Source organism: Mesocryomonas lacus (assembly GCF_055730105.2).
This window is the reverse complement of sequence record NZ_JBUZWF020000003.1, coordinates 355,903-369,812: the sequence shown is the minus strand read 5'-3', so window position 1 is coordinate 369,812 and position 13,910 is coordinate 355,903. Positions and strand designations below refer to the sequence as shown.

At 66.5% G+C, this 13,910-nt stretch carries 10 protein-coding genes; 5 read left to right on the top strand and 5 right to left on the bottom strand.

The genetic code is table 11. From position 1 onward, the window contains the following. The first annotated feature begins 47 nt into the window (after positions 1-47). The 5 genes from ACZLZQ_RS11545 (at position 48) to ACZLZQ_RS11525 (ending at position 8,353) form a co-directional block, all read left to right on the top strand. Positions 48-1,280, top strand: a complete 1,233-nt coding sequence (locus tag ACZLZQ_RS11545; RefSeq protein ID WP_472949483.1) for an efflux RND transporter periplasmic adaptor subunit — start codon at positions 48-50, stop codon at positions 1,278-1,280. Beyond that, entirely contained in the window at positions 1,277-4,426 is a 3,150-nt protein-coding gene (locus tag ACZLZQ_RS11540; RefSeq protein ID WP_472949482.1) for an efflux RND transporter permease subunit, read from the top strand. Before ACZLZQ_RS11545 ends, ACZLZQ_RS11540 begins: the two co-directional genes overlap by 4 nt. 203 nt (positions 4,427-4,629) lie before the next feature. After that, the gene (locus ACZLZQ_RS11535) at positions 4,630-6,525 is read left to right on the top strand and encodes a potassium transporter Kup (protein WP_472949481.1); all 1,896 of its coding nucleotides are present in this window, start codon (positions 4,630-4,632) and stop codon (positions 6,523-6,525) included. A 204-nt stretch (positions 6,526-6,729) separates the two neighbouring features. Beyond that, positions 6,730-7,449, top strand: a complete 720-nt coding sequence (locus ACZLZQ_RS11530; protein ID WP_472949910.1) for an exopolysaccharide biosynthesis protein — start codon at positions 6,730-6,732, stop codon at positions 7,447-7,449. A 154-nt stretch (positions 7,450-7,603) separates the two neighbouring features. Then, entirely contained in the window at positions 7,604-8,353 is a 750-nt protein-coding gene (locus ACZLZQ_RS11525; protein WP_472949480.1) for a Crp/Fnr family transcriptional regulator, read from the top strand. Positions 8,354-8,490: 137 nt separating this feature from the next. Here ACZLZQ_RS11525 and ACZLZQ_RS11520 read toward each other — a convergent pair whose 3' ends face one another. The 5 genes from ACZLZQ_RS11520 to ACZLZQ_RS11500 all read right to left on the bottom strand — a co-directional run bounded on the left by ACZLZQ_RS11520 (position 8,491) and on the right by ACZLZQ_RS11500 (position 13,795). Beyond that, entirely contained in the window at positions 8,491-8,934 is a 444-nt protein-coding gene (locus ACZLZQ_RS11520) for an NUDIX hydrolase (RefSeq protein WP_472932781.1), read from the bottom strand. Positions 8,935-9,296: 362 nt separating this feature from the next. Further along, positions 9,297-10,040, bottom strand: a complete 744-nt coding sequence (locus ACZLZQ_RS11515) for a FadR/GntR family transcriptional regulator (RefSeq protein WP_472949479.1) — start codon at positions 10,038-10,040, stop codon at positions 9,297-9,299. Further along, entirely contained in the window at positions 10,037-11,071 is a 1,035-nt protein-coding gene (yjfF, locus tag ACZLZQ_RS11510) for a galactofuranose ABC transporter, permease protein YjfF (RefSeq protein WP_472949478.1), read from the bottom strand. Before yjfF ends, ACZLZQ_RS11515 begins: the two co-directional genes overlap by 4 nt. Continuing rightward, complete coding sequence (locus ACZLZQ_RS11505) at positions 11,071-12,081, bottom strand: ABC transporter permease (RefSeq protein ID WP_472949477.1); 1,011 nt, start codon at positions 12,079-12,081, stop codon at positions 11,071-11,073. The genes yjfF and ACZLZQ_RS11505 overlap by 1 nt, the downstream gene beginning before the upstream one ends. 199 nt (positions 12,082-12,280) lie before the next feature. Then, a complete protein-coding gene (locus ACZLZQ_RS11500; RefSeq protein ID WP_472949476.1) occupies positions 12,281-13,795 on the bottom strand; it encodes a sugar ABC transporter ATP-binding protein in 1,515 nt (504 codons plus the stop codon). Positions 13,796-13,910 lie beyond the last annotated feature (115 nt).

Genomic DNA, 13,910 nt, shown 5'->3' with positions numbered 1-13,910 from the left:
GATGCTGCATTGCAATAGGCCGCGTGCCGTATCGTCTGGACCCTTCCATGAGTTCGTTCCGTCTTCAGGCCCTCGGCACCGTCCTGGCTTCCCTCCTTGCAACTGCCGGCATCGCCGTGGCCCAGGCACCCGGTGGCGCCGCGCCGCCGCCGCCCGTGGTGAGCACCGAGACGGTCGAGGCGAAGACGTTGCCGATCTCCTATGAATATGCCGGGCGGGTCGCCGCCTCGCGCGAGGTCGAGGTGCGGGCGCGGGTCGCCGGCATCCTGCTCGACCGGACCTTCGAGGAAGGCGCGGTGGTGGCGCCTGGGCAGACCCTGTTCAAGATCGATGCGCGCGAGTTCGAGGCCCAAGTGGCGCTGGCCGAGGCGCAGCTGCGCCAGAGCCAGGCGACCCTCGGCCAGGCCCAGCGCACCGAGGACCGCCAGCGCTCGCTGACACGGAGCGGCGCGGTCTCGACCGCCCAGCTCGACGATGCGACCTCCAGCCGCGAACTGGCGGAAGCCCAGGTCTCCGCCGCGCAGGCAACACTGGAAACGGCCCGGCTGTCCTTGACCTATGCCACCGTCAACGCGCCGGCCGGCGGCATTACCAGCCTCGAGCAGGTGCCCGAGGGCAGCCTGCTCAGCGTCAACACGCTGCTGACCCGGATCAGCCAGCTCGACCCGATCTACGTCAACTTCTCGGCCGCCGACACGGAGGCGATCGCCATTCGCCGGCTGATCGAAAGCGGCGCAGCCGGCGGCGCCGCCGCCAACCTCTCGGTCGAGGTGCTGTTCGGCGATGGCAGCGTCTACGACAAGAAGGGCTCGATCGACTTTACCTCGGCCTCGATCGACGCCGAGACCGGCACCATCCTGTCGCGCGCCGTTCTCGCCAATCCCGAGAGCCAGCTGCTGCCGGGACAGTTCGTGCGGGTCAAGGTCGACGGCCTCGTCCTGCCGGATGCCATCACCATTCCAGATGCCGCGCTGATGCAAGGCGCGCAAGGCACCTTCGTCTACACCGTCGACGACAAGAGCGTCGCACAGGTCCGCCCCGTCGAGGTCGGTCGCCAGCTCGGCGACCGCATCGTCATCTCCAAGGGCCTAAAGACCGGTGACAAGGTGATCACCGTCGGCGTCATCAAGGCGCGGCCGAACGCCCCCGTCAACGTCGACAGCACGCCGGCCTCCGTCCCCGCCGCCGAGCCTGCGCCGGCCGCCGACGCGCCGACAGGCGACGCGCAGAAGCCGACCGCGACCGTCGCACCGGCCAAGACCGAGGGCTCTGCCCAATGAATTCCCGCTTCTTCGTCGACCGGCCGGTCTTTGCCGCCGTCATCTCGATCGTCATCGTGCTCGCCGGCGTCATGGGCCTGCGCGCGCTGCCGATCGAGCAGTACCCGCAGCTGGTCCCGCCGGAAGTGGTGGTGACCGCGACCTATCCCGGCGCCAGCGCCGAAACCCTCGCCCAGACCGTGTCCGCGCCGCTCGAAGAACAGATTAACGGCGTCGAGGACATGATCTACATGAAGTCGACGAACTCGTCGTCGGGTTCGGCCTCGGTGACCGTGACGTTCCAGAGCGGCACCGATCCCGACCAGGCGACGATCAACGTCAACAACCGCGTGCAGCAAGCGGTCTCCTCACTGCCGTCCGAAGTGCAGCGCCTCGGCGTCACCGTGGTCAAGCGCTCGTCGTCGATCCTCTCGGTGCTGACGATGACCTCGTCGGACGAGCGCTACGACGCGACCTACGTCTCCAACTACGCCCTTCTCTACGTGCTCGACGAGCTGAAGCGCCTGCCGGGCATCGGCGAGGCGCAGCTGTTCGGCCAGCGCGACTATTCCATGCGCATCTGGCTGCGGCCGGACCAGCTGGCGCAGTACAATTTGACGCCGACCGATGTCGCGACCGCCATCCGTGAGCAGAACGCGCAGTTCGCCGCTGGCCAGTTCGGCGCCGAGCCGAACCCGAACCCGCTCGCCTTCACCTATTCGGTGACCACCGGCGGGCGCCTGCCGGACGCCGCAGCGTTCGAAAACATCATCCTGAAGTCGGACGCCAACGCCGCATCGCTCCTCCTCAAGGACGTCGCGCGGGTCGAGCTCGGCGCCCAGGACTACGGCTTCAACGCCACCTATAACGGCCGCTCGACCGTCCCGATCGGCATCTACCTGCAGCCGGGCGCCAACGCGCTGGACACGCTGGCGGGCGTGCGCACCCGCATGGACGAGCTGACCAAGCAGTTCCCCGACGGCATCACCTACGCCATCCCCTACGACACCACGAAGTTCATCTCGGCCTCGATCGAGGAGGTGATCCACACCTTCATCGAGGCGATGGTGCTCGTCTTCATCGTCGTCTTCGTCTTCCTGCAAAGTTTCCGGGCGACGCTGATCCCGATGATCGCGGTGCCGGTGTCGATCATCGGCACTTTCGGGCTGCTCTTGGCCTTCGGCTTCTCGATCAACCTCCTCACCCTCTTCGCCCTGGTGCTGGCGATCGGCATCGTCGTCGACGACGCCATCGTGGTGCTGGAGAACGTCGAGCGGATCATGACGACGGAGAAGCTGCCGCCAAAGGAGGCGACAGCCAAGGCAATGAGCGAGGTGACGAGCCCGGTCATCGCGATCGTGCTGGTGCTCTGCGCCGTGTTCATTCCGGTCGCCTTCCTCGGCGGCCTCGCCGGCACCATGTACCGCCAGTTCGCCATCACCATCGCGGTCTCGGTGACGATCTCCGGCATCGTCGCTCTGACGCTGACCCCCGCGCTGTGCGGCCTGATCCTGCGCGAGACGCATTCAAAGCCCTGGGCGCCGTTCCGCTGGTTCAACGCGGGCTTCGACAAGGTGACCAACGGCTACGGCCACGGGGTCGCCTTCCTGATGCGCCATTCGATCATCGCGCTGGTCCTGTTCGCCGGCGTCTGCGGCGGGACCTACTACCTTTTCACCGCGCTGCCATCGTCGCTGGTGCCCGACGAGGACCAGGGCTCGAACTTTGTCGTCGCCATCCTGCCGCCGGCCGCCTCGCTGGCCCGCTCGACTGCTGCGATGGCGACCGTCAGCGAGAACCTGCGCGAGAACCCGGCCGTCGCCGACGTCGTCTCTTTCGCCGGCTTCGACCTTCTCGCCGGCACCCAGAAGACCTCGGCTGGCGTCGCCTTCGTGACGCTGAAGGACTGGGGCGAGCGCACCGATCCGGCCCAGGACGGCCGCAACCTGCCGGGCGCCTTCATCGGCGCCAATGCCGGGGTGCAGGACGCCATGGTGCTCGCCTTCAACCCGCCGCCGATCCAGGGTCTGTCGACCACCGGCGGCTTCGACCTGTACGTCCAGGACCGCACCGGCGGCGGCGCCGACAAGCTGATCGAGGCGACCAACGCGCTGGTGGCGGAAGCCGCCAAGCGGCCGGAACTTGCGGGCGTGCGCACCACCTTCACCGCCGCCGTCCCGCAGTACAAGATCGATGTCGACCGCGAGAAGGCGAAGGCGCTGGGCGTGCCGATCGAGCAGATCTTCACGACCATGCAGGCGACCTTCGGCAGCCTCTACGTCAACGACTTTACGCTGCTCGGTCGCAACTACCAGGTCAGCCTGCAGTCGGAAGCGCGCTTCCGCGAGCGGCCGGAGGACCTGAAATACACCTTCGTCCAGGCGACGTCGGGATCGATGATCCCGCTGGATTCGCTGCTCAAGGTCACCCGCATCGTCGGTCCCGACCTCATCGAGCGCTACAACGCCTTCACCGCGGCCAAGGTCAGCGGCGGCCCCGCCCCGGGCTTCTCGTCCGGACAGGCGCTGCAGGCGATGCAGGAGCTGTCGACCTCGATGCCGGAAGGCTACGAGATCGCCTGGACCGGCTCGGCCTATCAGGAGATCGAGACCAGCGGCACCGGCGCCATCGCCATCGGCTTCGGCATCTTCATGGTGTTCCTGATTCTCGCCGCGCAGTACGAGAAGTGGTCGCTGCCGATCGCCGTCATCCTGGCGGTGCCCTTCGCGATGCTGGGCGCCCTCGGCGCGATCTGGCTGCGCGGGCTCGAGAACGACGTCTACTTCCAGATCGGTCTGGTGACGCTGGTGGGCCTTGCGGCGAAGAACGCCATCCTGATCGTCGAGTTCGCGGTGCTGAAACGGGCCGAAGGCCTCAGCGCCTTCGACGCGGCGCTGGAAGGCGCGAAACTCCGCTTCCGGCCGATCGTGATGACCTCGCTCGCCTTCATCCTCGGCGTCGTGCCGCTGGCGATCTCGAGCGGTGCCGGCTCGGCCAGCCGTCACTCCATCGGCACCGGCGTGATCGGCGGCATGCTGTTCGCGACCTTCATCGCGATCTTCTTCATCCCGCTTTTCTACATGCTGCTGTCCGGCCGCGACAAAAAGCCGAAACCGACCGACACGGCCATCGAGAAGGGCCCGGCCACAGCGCCTGCCGCGTCCTGACAGGTACCCGACAGGCGCCATTTGTGTTGCAGTGCGGTATCGCGGGCTGGTCCCGGCGATACCGCCGGTTCGTATCACGGTTGCGATTCCCGGCGACTGCCGCTAGCAAGCTCGCCCAAGGTGGTGTCCCGGCCAATCGTTCAATGCGATGATGCCGCCCGGACCACGGGCCGCTCCCTCCGGAGCGCGGCGGAGAACAACGCTTGTCGGCTACACAAGAGACGATGCATCCGGCTGCGGTGCAGCACCAGACCAGCGGGTTCTGGACCTTGCTTCTCGGCTGCATCGGCGTCGTCTACGGCGACATCGGCACCAGCCCGCTCTACGCCCTGCGCGAGGCGCTGGTGCATTCCGCCTCCGACGGGCTGCTCAACTCGGAGATCGTCGGCGTCGTCTCGATGCTGCTCTGGGCGCTGACGCTGATCGTCACGATCAAATACGTGCTCTTGATCCTCAACGCCGACAACAACGGCGAAGGCGGCACGCTGTCGCTGCTGGCGCTGGCGCAGAAGGTGATGGGTCGGCGCAACTTCCTGATCATCGTCGGCATTCTCGGCGCCTCGCTGTTCTACGGCGACGCGGTGATCACCCCGGCGATCTCCGTCCTCTCCGCGGTCGAGGGCCTGAAGCTCGTCGCGCCGAGCCTCAGCGAGTGGGTGCTGCCGATCACCACGGTGATCCTGGTGGTGCTGTTCATGGTGCAGAGCCGCGGCACCGGCAAGATCGCCGCCTATTTCGGCCCGATCACCCTTGTCTGGTTCGTGGTGATGGGCATCCTCGGCATCATGAACATCGGCGACGAGCCGGCGATTCTCGCCGCGGTCAACCCGCTCAACGCCATCAGCTTCGTGATCGACCACGGCTGGATGGCACTGATCATCATCGGCTCGGTCTTCCTCGCCATCACTGGCGCCGAGGCGCTCTATGCCGACATGGGCCATTTCGGCCGCAAGCCGATCCAGCTCGCCTGGTTCTCGCTGGTCTTCCCCGCACTGGCGCTGAACTATCTCGGCCAAGGCGCGCTGATCATGGCGCGGCCTGAGACGCTGGAGAACCCCTTCTACCTCCTGGCCCCGGCCTGGGCGCTCCTGCCGCTGGTGATCCTCGCGACCATGGCCACCGTCATCGCCAGCCAGGCGGTGATCACCGGTGCCTTTTCGCTGACCCAGCAGGCGATCCAGCTCGGCTTCATCCCGCGGCTCGAGATCCGCCACACCTCCGAGGAGCAGTTCGGCCAGATCTACATCCCGAAGGTCAACTTCATCCTCTTCGTCGGCGTGATGGTCCTCGTCTGGACCTTCCAGTCCTCCGGCCGCCTCGCCAGCGCCTACGGCATCGCCGTCACCGGCAACATGGTGGTCACCTCGATCCTTGGCTTCGTCGTCTTCTGGAAGTGCTGGAAGTGGTCGCCCTGGCTGTCGGGCATCGTCGTGCTGCCGTTCATTCTCATCGAGTTCATCTTCCTCGGCTCGAACATGCTGAAGGTGCTGGACGGCGGCTATGCACCGCTCGGCCTCGCCGCCGTGCTCTCACTGATCATGTGGACCTGGATCCGCGGCACCCGCATCGCCTATTCCAAGGCACACCGCGAAAGCATTGCGCTCACCGACCTCACCCGCATGCTGGAGCGCTCCAAGCCGATGCGGGCGCGCGGCACGGCGGTGTTCCTGACGTCGGACACGACGCTTGCGCCGAGCGCACTGATGCACAACCTCAAACACAATGGCGTCATCCACGAGCGCAACATCATCATGACCATCAAGGTCGAGAACACGCCGCGGGTCGCCCTGGAGGACCGCGTGCAGATCGAAGAGGTCTCGGAACTCTTCACCCGCGTCTTCCTGACCTTCGGCTACATGGAGGAGCCGAACGTGCCGAAAGCGCTGACGCTCGCCAAGAAGAAGGGGCTGAAGTTCGAGATCATGTCGACCTCGTTCTTCCTGTCGCGGCGCGCCTTCCGGGCGACCTCGGCCAACGGCATGCCGCTCTGGCAGGACCGGCTCTACATTTCCATGGCACTCTCGGCCGCCGATACGTCCGGATTCTACTGCCTCCCGACAAACCGGGTGGTTGAGATGGGACAACAATTCACCATTTAGAGCGAGCATATCCCGGTCGACGGCGCGGGCGGCCGGGAGAAGATGATGGATGCAGCAGATCACGAACGGAAGCGACGTGCCGAGGAGGCGCCGGTGAACGCGGCAGCCCGCGACGCTTTGGCGTCGGACAGCGCTGCCGTCTTTCCCAGAGACCGGAATGCCGCAGACGGCACAGCAGACGTCGGTCCGCGAACGGCTTCGGCGATGCTCTCGGGGGAGGTCGCCGGTTCGACCGAACCTGATCCGTCGGCTTATCCCCCTTCCCCTCTTGCGGAAGCAGACTCGGCCCTAGCCGTCCCGTCGGATGCTGAAACCGTTCCGATCAAGCGGACGCTCGCGGCGATCCTCATCGCGCTGGCGGACGACACTTCGCGCGAGCGCGTCTCGGTCGCCGATCTTGTCGCCGTGATGAAGGACCGGGCCTTCGGGGCGCTGATGCTGATCTTCGCCATGCCCAACGCCTTGCCGACGCCGCCCGGCACCTCGGCCATCCTCGGCGCCCCGCTGGTCTTCCTGGCGGCGCAGCTGATGCTCGGCCGCAAGCCGTGGCTGCCGAAGATCATCGCCAACAGATCGATGGCCCGCGGCGACTTCGCCACAATGATCGGCAAGGCGGCGCCTTGGATCGCCTGGGCGGAAAAGCTGCTGAAGCCGCGCCTCGAGGGACTGGCGCTGCCGCCGGCCGAATATGTCGTCGGCGCTGTCTGCCTGCTGATGGCGACAATCCTGTTCCTGCCGATCCCACTCGGCAACATGCTGCCGGCGCTGGCGATCTGCCTCTTTTCGCTCGGCCTGCTCGAGCGGGACGGGGTCTGGGTGCTGGCGGGACTCGTGGCTTCCGTCGTTTCTTGTATCCTGGTGTCCGGCGTAGTCTTCGCCCTCGTCAAAGGCGGGCTCTTCCTGTTCTCCCAGGCCTTCGGCTGACGGACCGCCGCCAGGGCGACGTCGATCTGCCACCGACATTTCCGTTTTTGCCGAGAAAGACTGGCCGATGAACCGGCACACCTTGCCGTCAGACGGCGTGTGCGGCATGCATCGGGCCCGCCGTCTTCGGCGCTGCGAGATTGGGGAGCGCCCCTTGAGCAAGACCACTCCCCTCGGCACGAGCCATATGTTCGCCCGGCTGTCGAACATCTTCGACCTCTCGCCGGAGGACCAGGCGGCGATCGAGACGCTGCCGGTGACGGTGCGCGACTATGCCGCCGACCAGGACATCGTGCGCGACGGCGAGCGGCCGACGCATTGCTGCATCGTGCTCGATGGCTTCACCTGCCGCTACAAGGTCATCAGCGACGGTCGCCGGCAGATCCTCGCCTTCAACATTCCCGGCGATGTGCCGGACCTGCAGAGCCTGCATCTCGACGTCATGGACCACAGCCTCGCGACCGTGGTGGCGAGCCGTCTCGGCTTCGTCGCGCATTCCGACATGCGGACGCTCTGTGAGGCGCGCCCGGGGGTGGCGGCGGCGTTCTGGCGCGAGACGCTGATCGACGGGGCGGCGTTCCGCGCCTGGATCACCAATATCGGCCGGCTGTCGGCGCGCGCCCGGCTCGCCCATCTTCTCTGTGAACTGCTGCTAAGGCTCGACGCGGTCGGCCTTGCCGACGGTTTCCGCTACCGGCTGCCGCTGACCCAGGCCGAGATCGGCGATGCGCTCGGCCTCAGCGTCGTCCACGTCAACCGGCTGCTGCAGGACCTGAAGGCCGAAGGCCACATCGTCACGGAGAAGAAGACGGTGACGATCCAGAACTGGGAGACGTTCAGCGCGATCGCCCAGTTCGACCGTGACTATCTCCATCTGAAGCCGCGGGCGACATCGATCCGCTAAGCGGCCGGCGGGGGCAGGAGAACTGTGCCCAGCCAGAATTCACGGCATCCGGGCATCGGGTCTAAAGAGGACACACAGCCTCGTCCGTCGGGACAATCTTCTTGGCGGGGTCATTTCGCCCCCCCCTCGCGGATGCCTCAGGAGCCCGCCAGGGCCTTGTTTCCGGGCCGGTAGTTCTCGAGAAGAGCACTCAGCTCCGGCTCGGCCACCAGCCTTGCCGCCTCGCCGGGCGTGAACCACTGCCGCTCCCGCTCCAGGGCTTCCTTCCACCGCTTGTCGAGCGAGCGTACTTCCAGCGGAAAAACCGTCACGGTGCACCGGATCGACAATCCGTCATCCGTCAGCTTGTCGTACTGGTAGTCGCCGATCGGGCGCTTCTGCGGCTTGCCGACGACGCCAGCTTCCTCCAGCGCTTCCTGCGCGGCGGCCTGGTGCGGCCGGCGGAGCTTCATCGGCCAGCCTTTCGGGATGATCCAGCGACGGGTCGTCCGCGACGTCACGAGAAGGATGCGCAGCTCGCCATCCTTGCCGACAGCGTAAGGCAACGCGCCGTATTGAACGTTCCCTTTCTTCTGCGGCACGTGATGACTCCTTCGGCTTCCGGCGACTCGCCATGCGATCATATACTTAGCCGCATATGCCAAATGTCCGTTTACGACATTAAGCTTGCCTGGCACCTAATTTAAGGTTGCTGATTTTTGCAGCAGACGGCTCCCCGTTCTTCACGGAAAGCAAGCTCGTCACACTAATTAGGTGGATGGCTAGATATCACAAGAGCGCAAGCTGTGCGCTTTTTGCCGGTCTGCGATGCACAGAGTGCGCTTTCTCGGTTCACCACCGTCCAAACAAGGCGTTTCCGGCACGGAGCGGCCACCTGATCAAACAAAGATGATCCAGTTGCGAGAAAAAGGGATCGTCTGTGCGGGTCCGGACGCAAGCCGCGCTAGACTGGACCGAATGTCCGGCGGGCGCGCTCTACACCGACGTCGATGACATGCAGCATGGCCTGCCGCGTCGCTTCCTCGTCGCGTGAGGCGATCGCGTCGACAATTTTCAGGTGGTTGGCGGCGCATTCGGCGATCTTGTCGAGATCGGAGGCCGGCGAGCTCAGCTTGAACGAGATCGCCAACGCCGCCTCGATGAGGCTCGACACCGAGCGCATGAACGGGTTCTTCGAGACGTCGGCGATGGCGAGGTGAAACTCGAGGTCAACATTGGCGATGCTGACCCGGTCATGGCTGGGGTCCCCCAGCCGCCGGGCGATCTCGTAAAGTTTTTCGATGTCCTCCGGCGTCGCACGGCGGGCCGCCATCGCCGCGGCCGCCGGCTCGAAGGCAGCGCGCATTTCGGCGAGATCCCGCACCAGTTCCTCGTCCAGCCCCACCTCGAAGCGCCAGATCAGGATGTCGGAATCAAACAGGTTCCAGCGGTTGCGCTCCAGCACCCGCGTGCCGACGCGGGCTTTCGAGAGGATCAGGTTCTTGGCCGCCAGCGTCTTCATCGCCTCGCGCAGCACGGTGCGGGAAAAGCCAAAACGAGCGCAGAGCTCCTCGTCGCCCGGCAGGATAGAGCCTACCTCGAACACGCCGGAAACGATGTTGCGGCCGAGTTCGCCAACGACGTGCGCATGGCTGTTGCCGGGCCGTCCGCCGGTGATCGCCGTGTGCAGGAGGCCGCTCTCGCTCATCTCACAGCGCCTCCCGGCAAGGCAGCAGACTTCGGCAGGGCGCCGGCCGGCAAGGGATCGGCACGGGCGGGCACCGGCTGGCGGGCAGAGGCCCACAGCATCGCCCGCTGCAGGGCGATGAAGACGAAAAGGAGCACGCCGATGACGATCTTCGTCCACCAGCTCGAGAGCGTGCCGTCGAAGACGATGTAGGTCTGGATCAGCCCCTGGATCAAAACGCCGAGCAGCGTGCCCGCGACGAAGCCGGAGCCGCCGGTGAGCAAGGTCCCACCAATCACCACTGCAGCGATGGCGTCGAGCTCGACGCCGACGGCGGCGAGAGAGTAGCCAGCCGAGGTGTAAAGCGAGAAGACGATGCCGGAGAGACCAGCGAGAAAGCCCGACAGCGCGTAAATGCCGATCGTCGTGCGGGCGATCGGCACGCCCATCAGCTGCGCCGACTGTAAGTTGCCGCCGAGCGCGTAGACATTGGTGCCGAAGCGCGTGCGCTGGGCGATGAGCGCCCCGACGGCGAAGACCACCAGCATGGTGATGCCGACGAAGGTCAGCCGGCCGCCGCCGGGCAAGCGGATGTAGAGCTGCTGCAGCGTCTCGTAGAAGGGGTGCAGCACTGGCACGGAGTCGGTCGACAGCACAAAGGCCATGCCGCGGGCGAAGAACATGCCGGCAAGCGTGACGATGAAGGCCGGCATCTGGAGGTAGTGGATGATCGCCCCCATCAAGGCGCCGAAAGCGGTTGCGATCATCAATGCCAGAGCGAAGGCCAGCAGCGGGTGTATCGAGGTGTCGCGTAGCACGACGGCGAGGAAGACGCCGGTGAAGGCGATGACCGAGCCGATCGAGAGATCGATGCCGCCCGACAAGATGACAAAGGTCATGCCGACCGCGGCGATGCCGAGGAAGGCGTTGTCGGTGAGGAGGTTGCCGACCACCCGCGTCGACAGGATGTTCGGAAACTGCAGCGCGCAGGCGGCATAGGCGAAGACGAAGATCAGCGCCGTCGTCGCCAGCGGCAGATAGCGGGACTTCATCACGACGGCACCTGCTTCGTCTCGGCCGGCTTGCGGCGCTCGACCTTGAAATAACCGAAGAGCACGCGGCTCGCCGGCGACTGGATCACCAGGATGACGACGATGATCGCGGCCTTGATGATCAGGTTGAACTCCGGCGGGAAGCCCGACAAGAGGATGCCGGTATTGACCGACTGGATGATCAGCGCGCCGAGCAACGAGGCGATGATCGAGAAGCGGCCGCCGAACAGCGAGGTGCCGCCGATGACCACCGCAAGGATCGCGTCGAGCTCCAGCCAGAGGCCGGCATTGTTGGCGTCGGCGCCGCGGATGTCGGCGGTGGCGATGATGCCGGCGACCGCGGCGCAAAGGCCAGACGCGGCGTAGACGGCGAAGAGCAAGAGGCCGGCACTGACGCCGGCAAGGCTCGACGCCCGGCGGTTGACGCCGACGGCCTCGATCAGCAGGCCGAGCGCGGTCTTGCGCACCAAGAGCGTCACCAGCAGTGCCAGCGCCAGCGAGATCAGGACGGGGAGCGGGAAGCCGAGGAAGGCGCCGGAGCCGAGATAGATGAAGCTCGGCTCGTTGAAGGTGAGAATGACGCCCTCGGTGATTAGCTGCGCGATGCCGCGCCCCGCGACCATCAGGATGAGCGTCGCGATGATCGGCTGGATGTCGAGGAGCGCCACCAGCGCCGCGTTCCAGAGGCCGCAGACGAGGCCGACGCCGAGCGCGGCGGCGATGGTGATCGGTAGCGGATAGCCGGCGGCGACCAGCGAGGCGGCGACGGCGCCGGCAATCGCCATCACGGCGCCGACGGAGAGGTCGATGCCACGCGTGGCAATCACCAGCGTCATGCCGATCGACAGGATCGCCACCGGCGCGCCGCGGTTGAGCACGTCGATCACGCTGCCATAGAGCCGGCCGTTCTGCACGACGACGTCGAAGAAGCCGGGGAAGAGGAAGCCGTTGAGGGCGAGCACGACGGCGAGGACGACGAGCTGCGGGGCGAGGCGTTTCAGGGTGGTCATGGGTGCTCCGCGGTGGCGGGTGTCGTTGGGGCGTGGCGGCAGCTCACCCCCCTCTGGGCTGCCGCCCATCTCCCCCTCAAGGGGGGAGATCGATAGAAGCCGGCCTTTGCGCGCGTGATCTCCCCCCTTGAGGGGGAGATGCCCGGCAGGGCAGAGGGGGGTGTGCACCGCGTCGTGTCCGACATCGTCAGATCCGCCGTCATGCCGCCGCCCCCACAGGTGCCGCGATCGCCTGCATGATGCGGCCGGGCGTCACGGCCGCGCCGGTGAGCTCGGCGACGTGGACGCGGTCGGCCAGCACGACGATGCGGCGGGAATAGACGACGAGTTCTTCCAGTTCGGAGGAGATGACGAGGAGCGACATGCCGTCCGCGCAGAGGCTGTTGATCAGTCGGATGATCTCGGCATGGGCGCCAACGTCGATGCCGCGGGTCGGCTCGTCGAGGATCAGGAAACGCGGTTCGGTGGCGAGCCAGCGGGCGAGAATGACCTTCTGCTGGTTGCCGCCGGACAGGAATTTGATCGGCTGCTCCGGGCCCGAGGTGCGGATGTCGAGCGCTTTGATGTAGCGGTCGGCGAGTTCGCCTTGTTCGCGGCGCGAGAGCGGCTTTGCCCAGCCGCGGCGGGCCTGCAACGCGAGGATCAGGTTCTCGCGCACCGAGAGCTCGGCGATGATGCCGTCGGTCTTGCGCTCCTCCGGGCAGAAGCCGAAGGCGTGGCCGATGGCCTCGCGCGGCGAGGACAGCGTGACGGGCTTGCCGTCGATCTCGGCGGTGCCCGTGTCGGCGCGGTCGATGCCGAAAAGGAGGCGCGCCGTCTCGGTGCGGCCGGAGCCGAGGAGGCCGGCGACGCCCACCACCTCGCCGCGGGCGATGTCGAGGTCGAAGGGCTGGATGCTGGTGCGGCGGCCGTAGTTCCGGAAGCGGATGGCGGGCGTGCCGGTGGTCGCGCCGGAAGCGGGCGTCGTCGCGTCGTGCTCCTCGGTCAGCGCGCGGCCGAGCATCAGCTGGACGATGCCGAGCCGGTCGAGGCCGGCGACGGGATTGGTCGCAATCAGCCGGCCGTTGCGCAGCACGGTGACGGTGTCGGCGATCTCGAACACCTGGTCGAGGAAATGCGTGATGAAGACAACGGCAAGGCCCCGGGCGCGCAACCCGCGGACGACATCGAACAGCACCTTCACCTCGGCGGCGTCGAGGCTCGCCGTCGGCTCGTCGAGCACCAGCACCTTGCCGGACAGCTCGACCGCGCGGGCGATGGCGATGATCTGCTGGACGGCGACGGAATAGCGGCCGAGCGGCGCGCCGACATCGATGTCGAGGCCGTACTGGGCGAGGATTTTCCGCGACAGGCGGCGCATTTCGCCGTGGCGTGTCAGGCCGAAACGCGTCGGCTCGCGGCCGAGGAAGAGGTTCTCGGCGACGGTGAGGTTCGGCAGGAGGTTGACCTCCTGGTAGACGGTGCCGATGCCGAGATCCTGCGCGTCGGAAACGCTGCGCGGATCGATCGGCGCGCCGTCGAGGAAGACGTCGCCGGCATCGCGGCGGTAGGCGCCGGTGACGATCTTGATCAGCGTCGACTTCCCCGCCCCGTTCTCGCCGAGCAACGCATGCACCTCGCCCGCGCGGATGATAAGGTCGATGCCGGAGAGTGCGGGGATGCCAAGAAAGGATTTCGAGACGCCGGCGATGCGCAACAAGGGGATGTCTGACATGGGTCCTCGCGGAGATGGGACGCGCGTTGGCGGACAGGCGGACAGACGGCGGGCGGCACCCCCCTCTGTCCTGCCGGACATCTCCCCCTCAAGGGGGGAGATCGGCGGTGTCGAC

Coding starts and splice junctions, on each gene's coding strand:
- ACZLZQ_RS11540 (WP_472949482.1), top strand. CDS start 1,277: ATGAATTCCCGCTTCTTCGTCGACCGGCCGGTCTTTGCCGCCGTCATC.
- ACZLZQ_RS11505 (WP_472949477.1), bottom strand. CDS start 12,081: ATGACCACCCTGAAACGCCTCGCCCCGCAGCTCGTCGTCCTCGCCGTC.
- ACZLZQ_RS11545 (WP_472949483.1), top strand. CDS start 48: ATGAGTTCGTTCCGTCTTCAGGCCCTCGGCACCGTCCTGGCTTCCCTC.
- yjfF (WP_472949478.1), bottom strand. CDS start 11,071: ATGAAGTCCCGCTATCTGCCGCTGGCGACGACGGCGCTGATCTTCGTC.
- ACZLZQ_RS11530 (WP_472949910.1), top strand. CDS start 6,730: ATGCTCTCGGGGGAGGTCGCCGGTTCGACCGAACCTGATCCGTCGGCT.
- ACZLZQ_RS11515 (WP_472949479.1), bottom strand. CDS start 10,040: ATGAGCGAGAGCGGCCTCCTGCACACGGCGATCACCGGCGGACGGCCC.
- ACZLZQ_RS11500 (WP_472949476.1), bottom strand. CDS start 13,795: ATGTCAGACATCCCCTTGTTGCGCATCGCCGGCGTCTCGAAATCCTTT.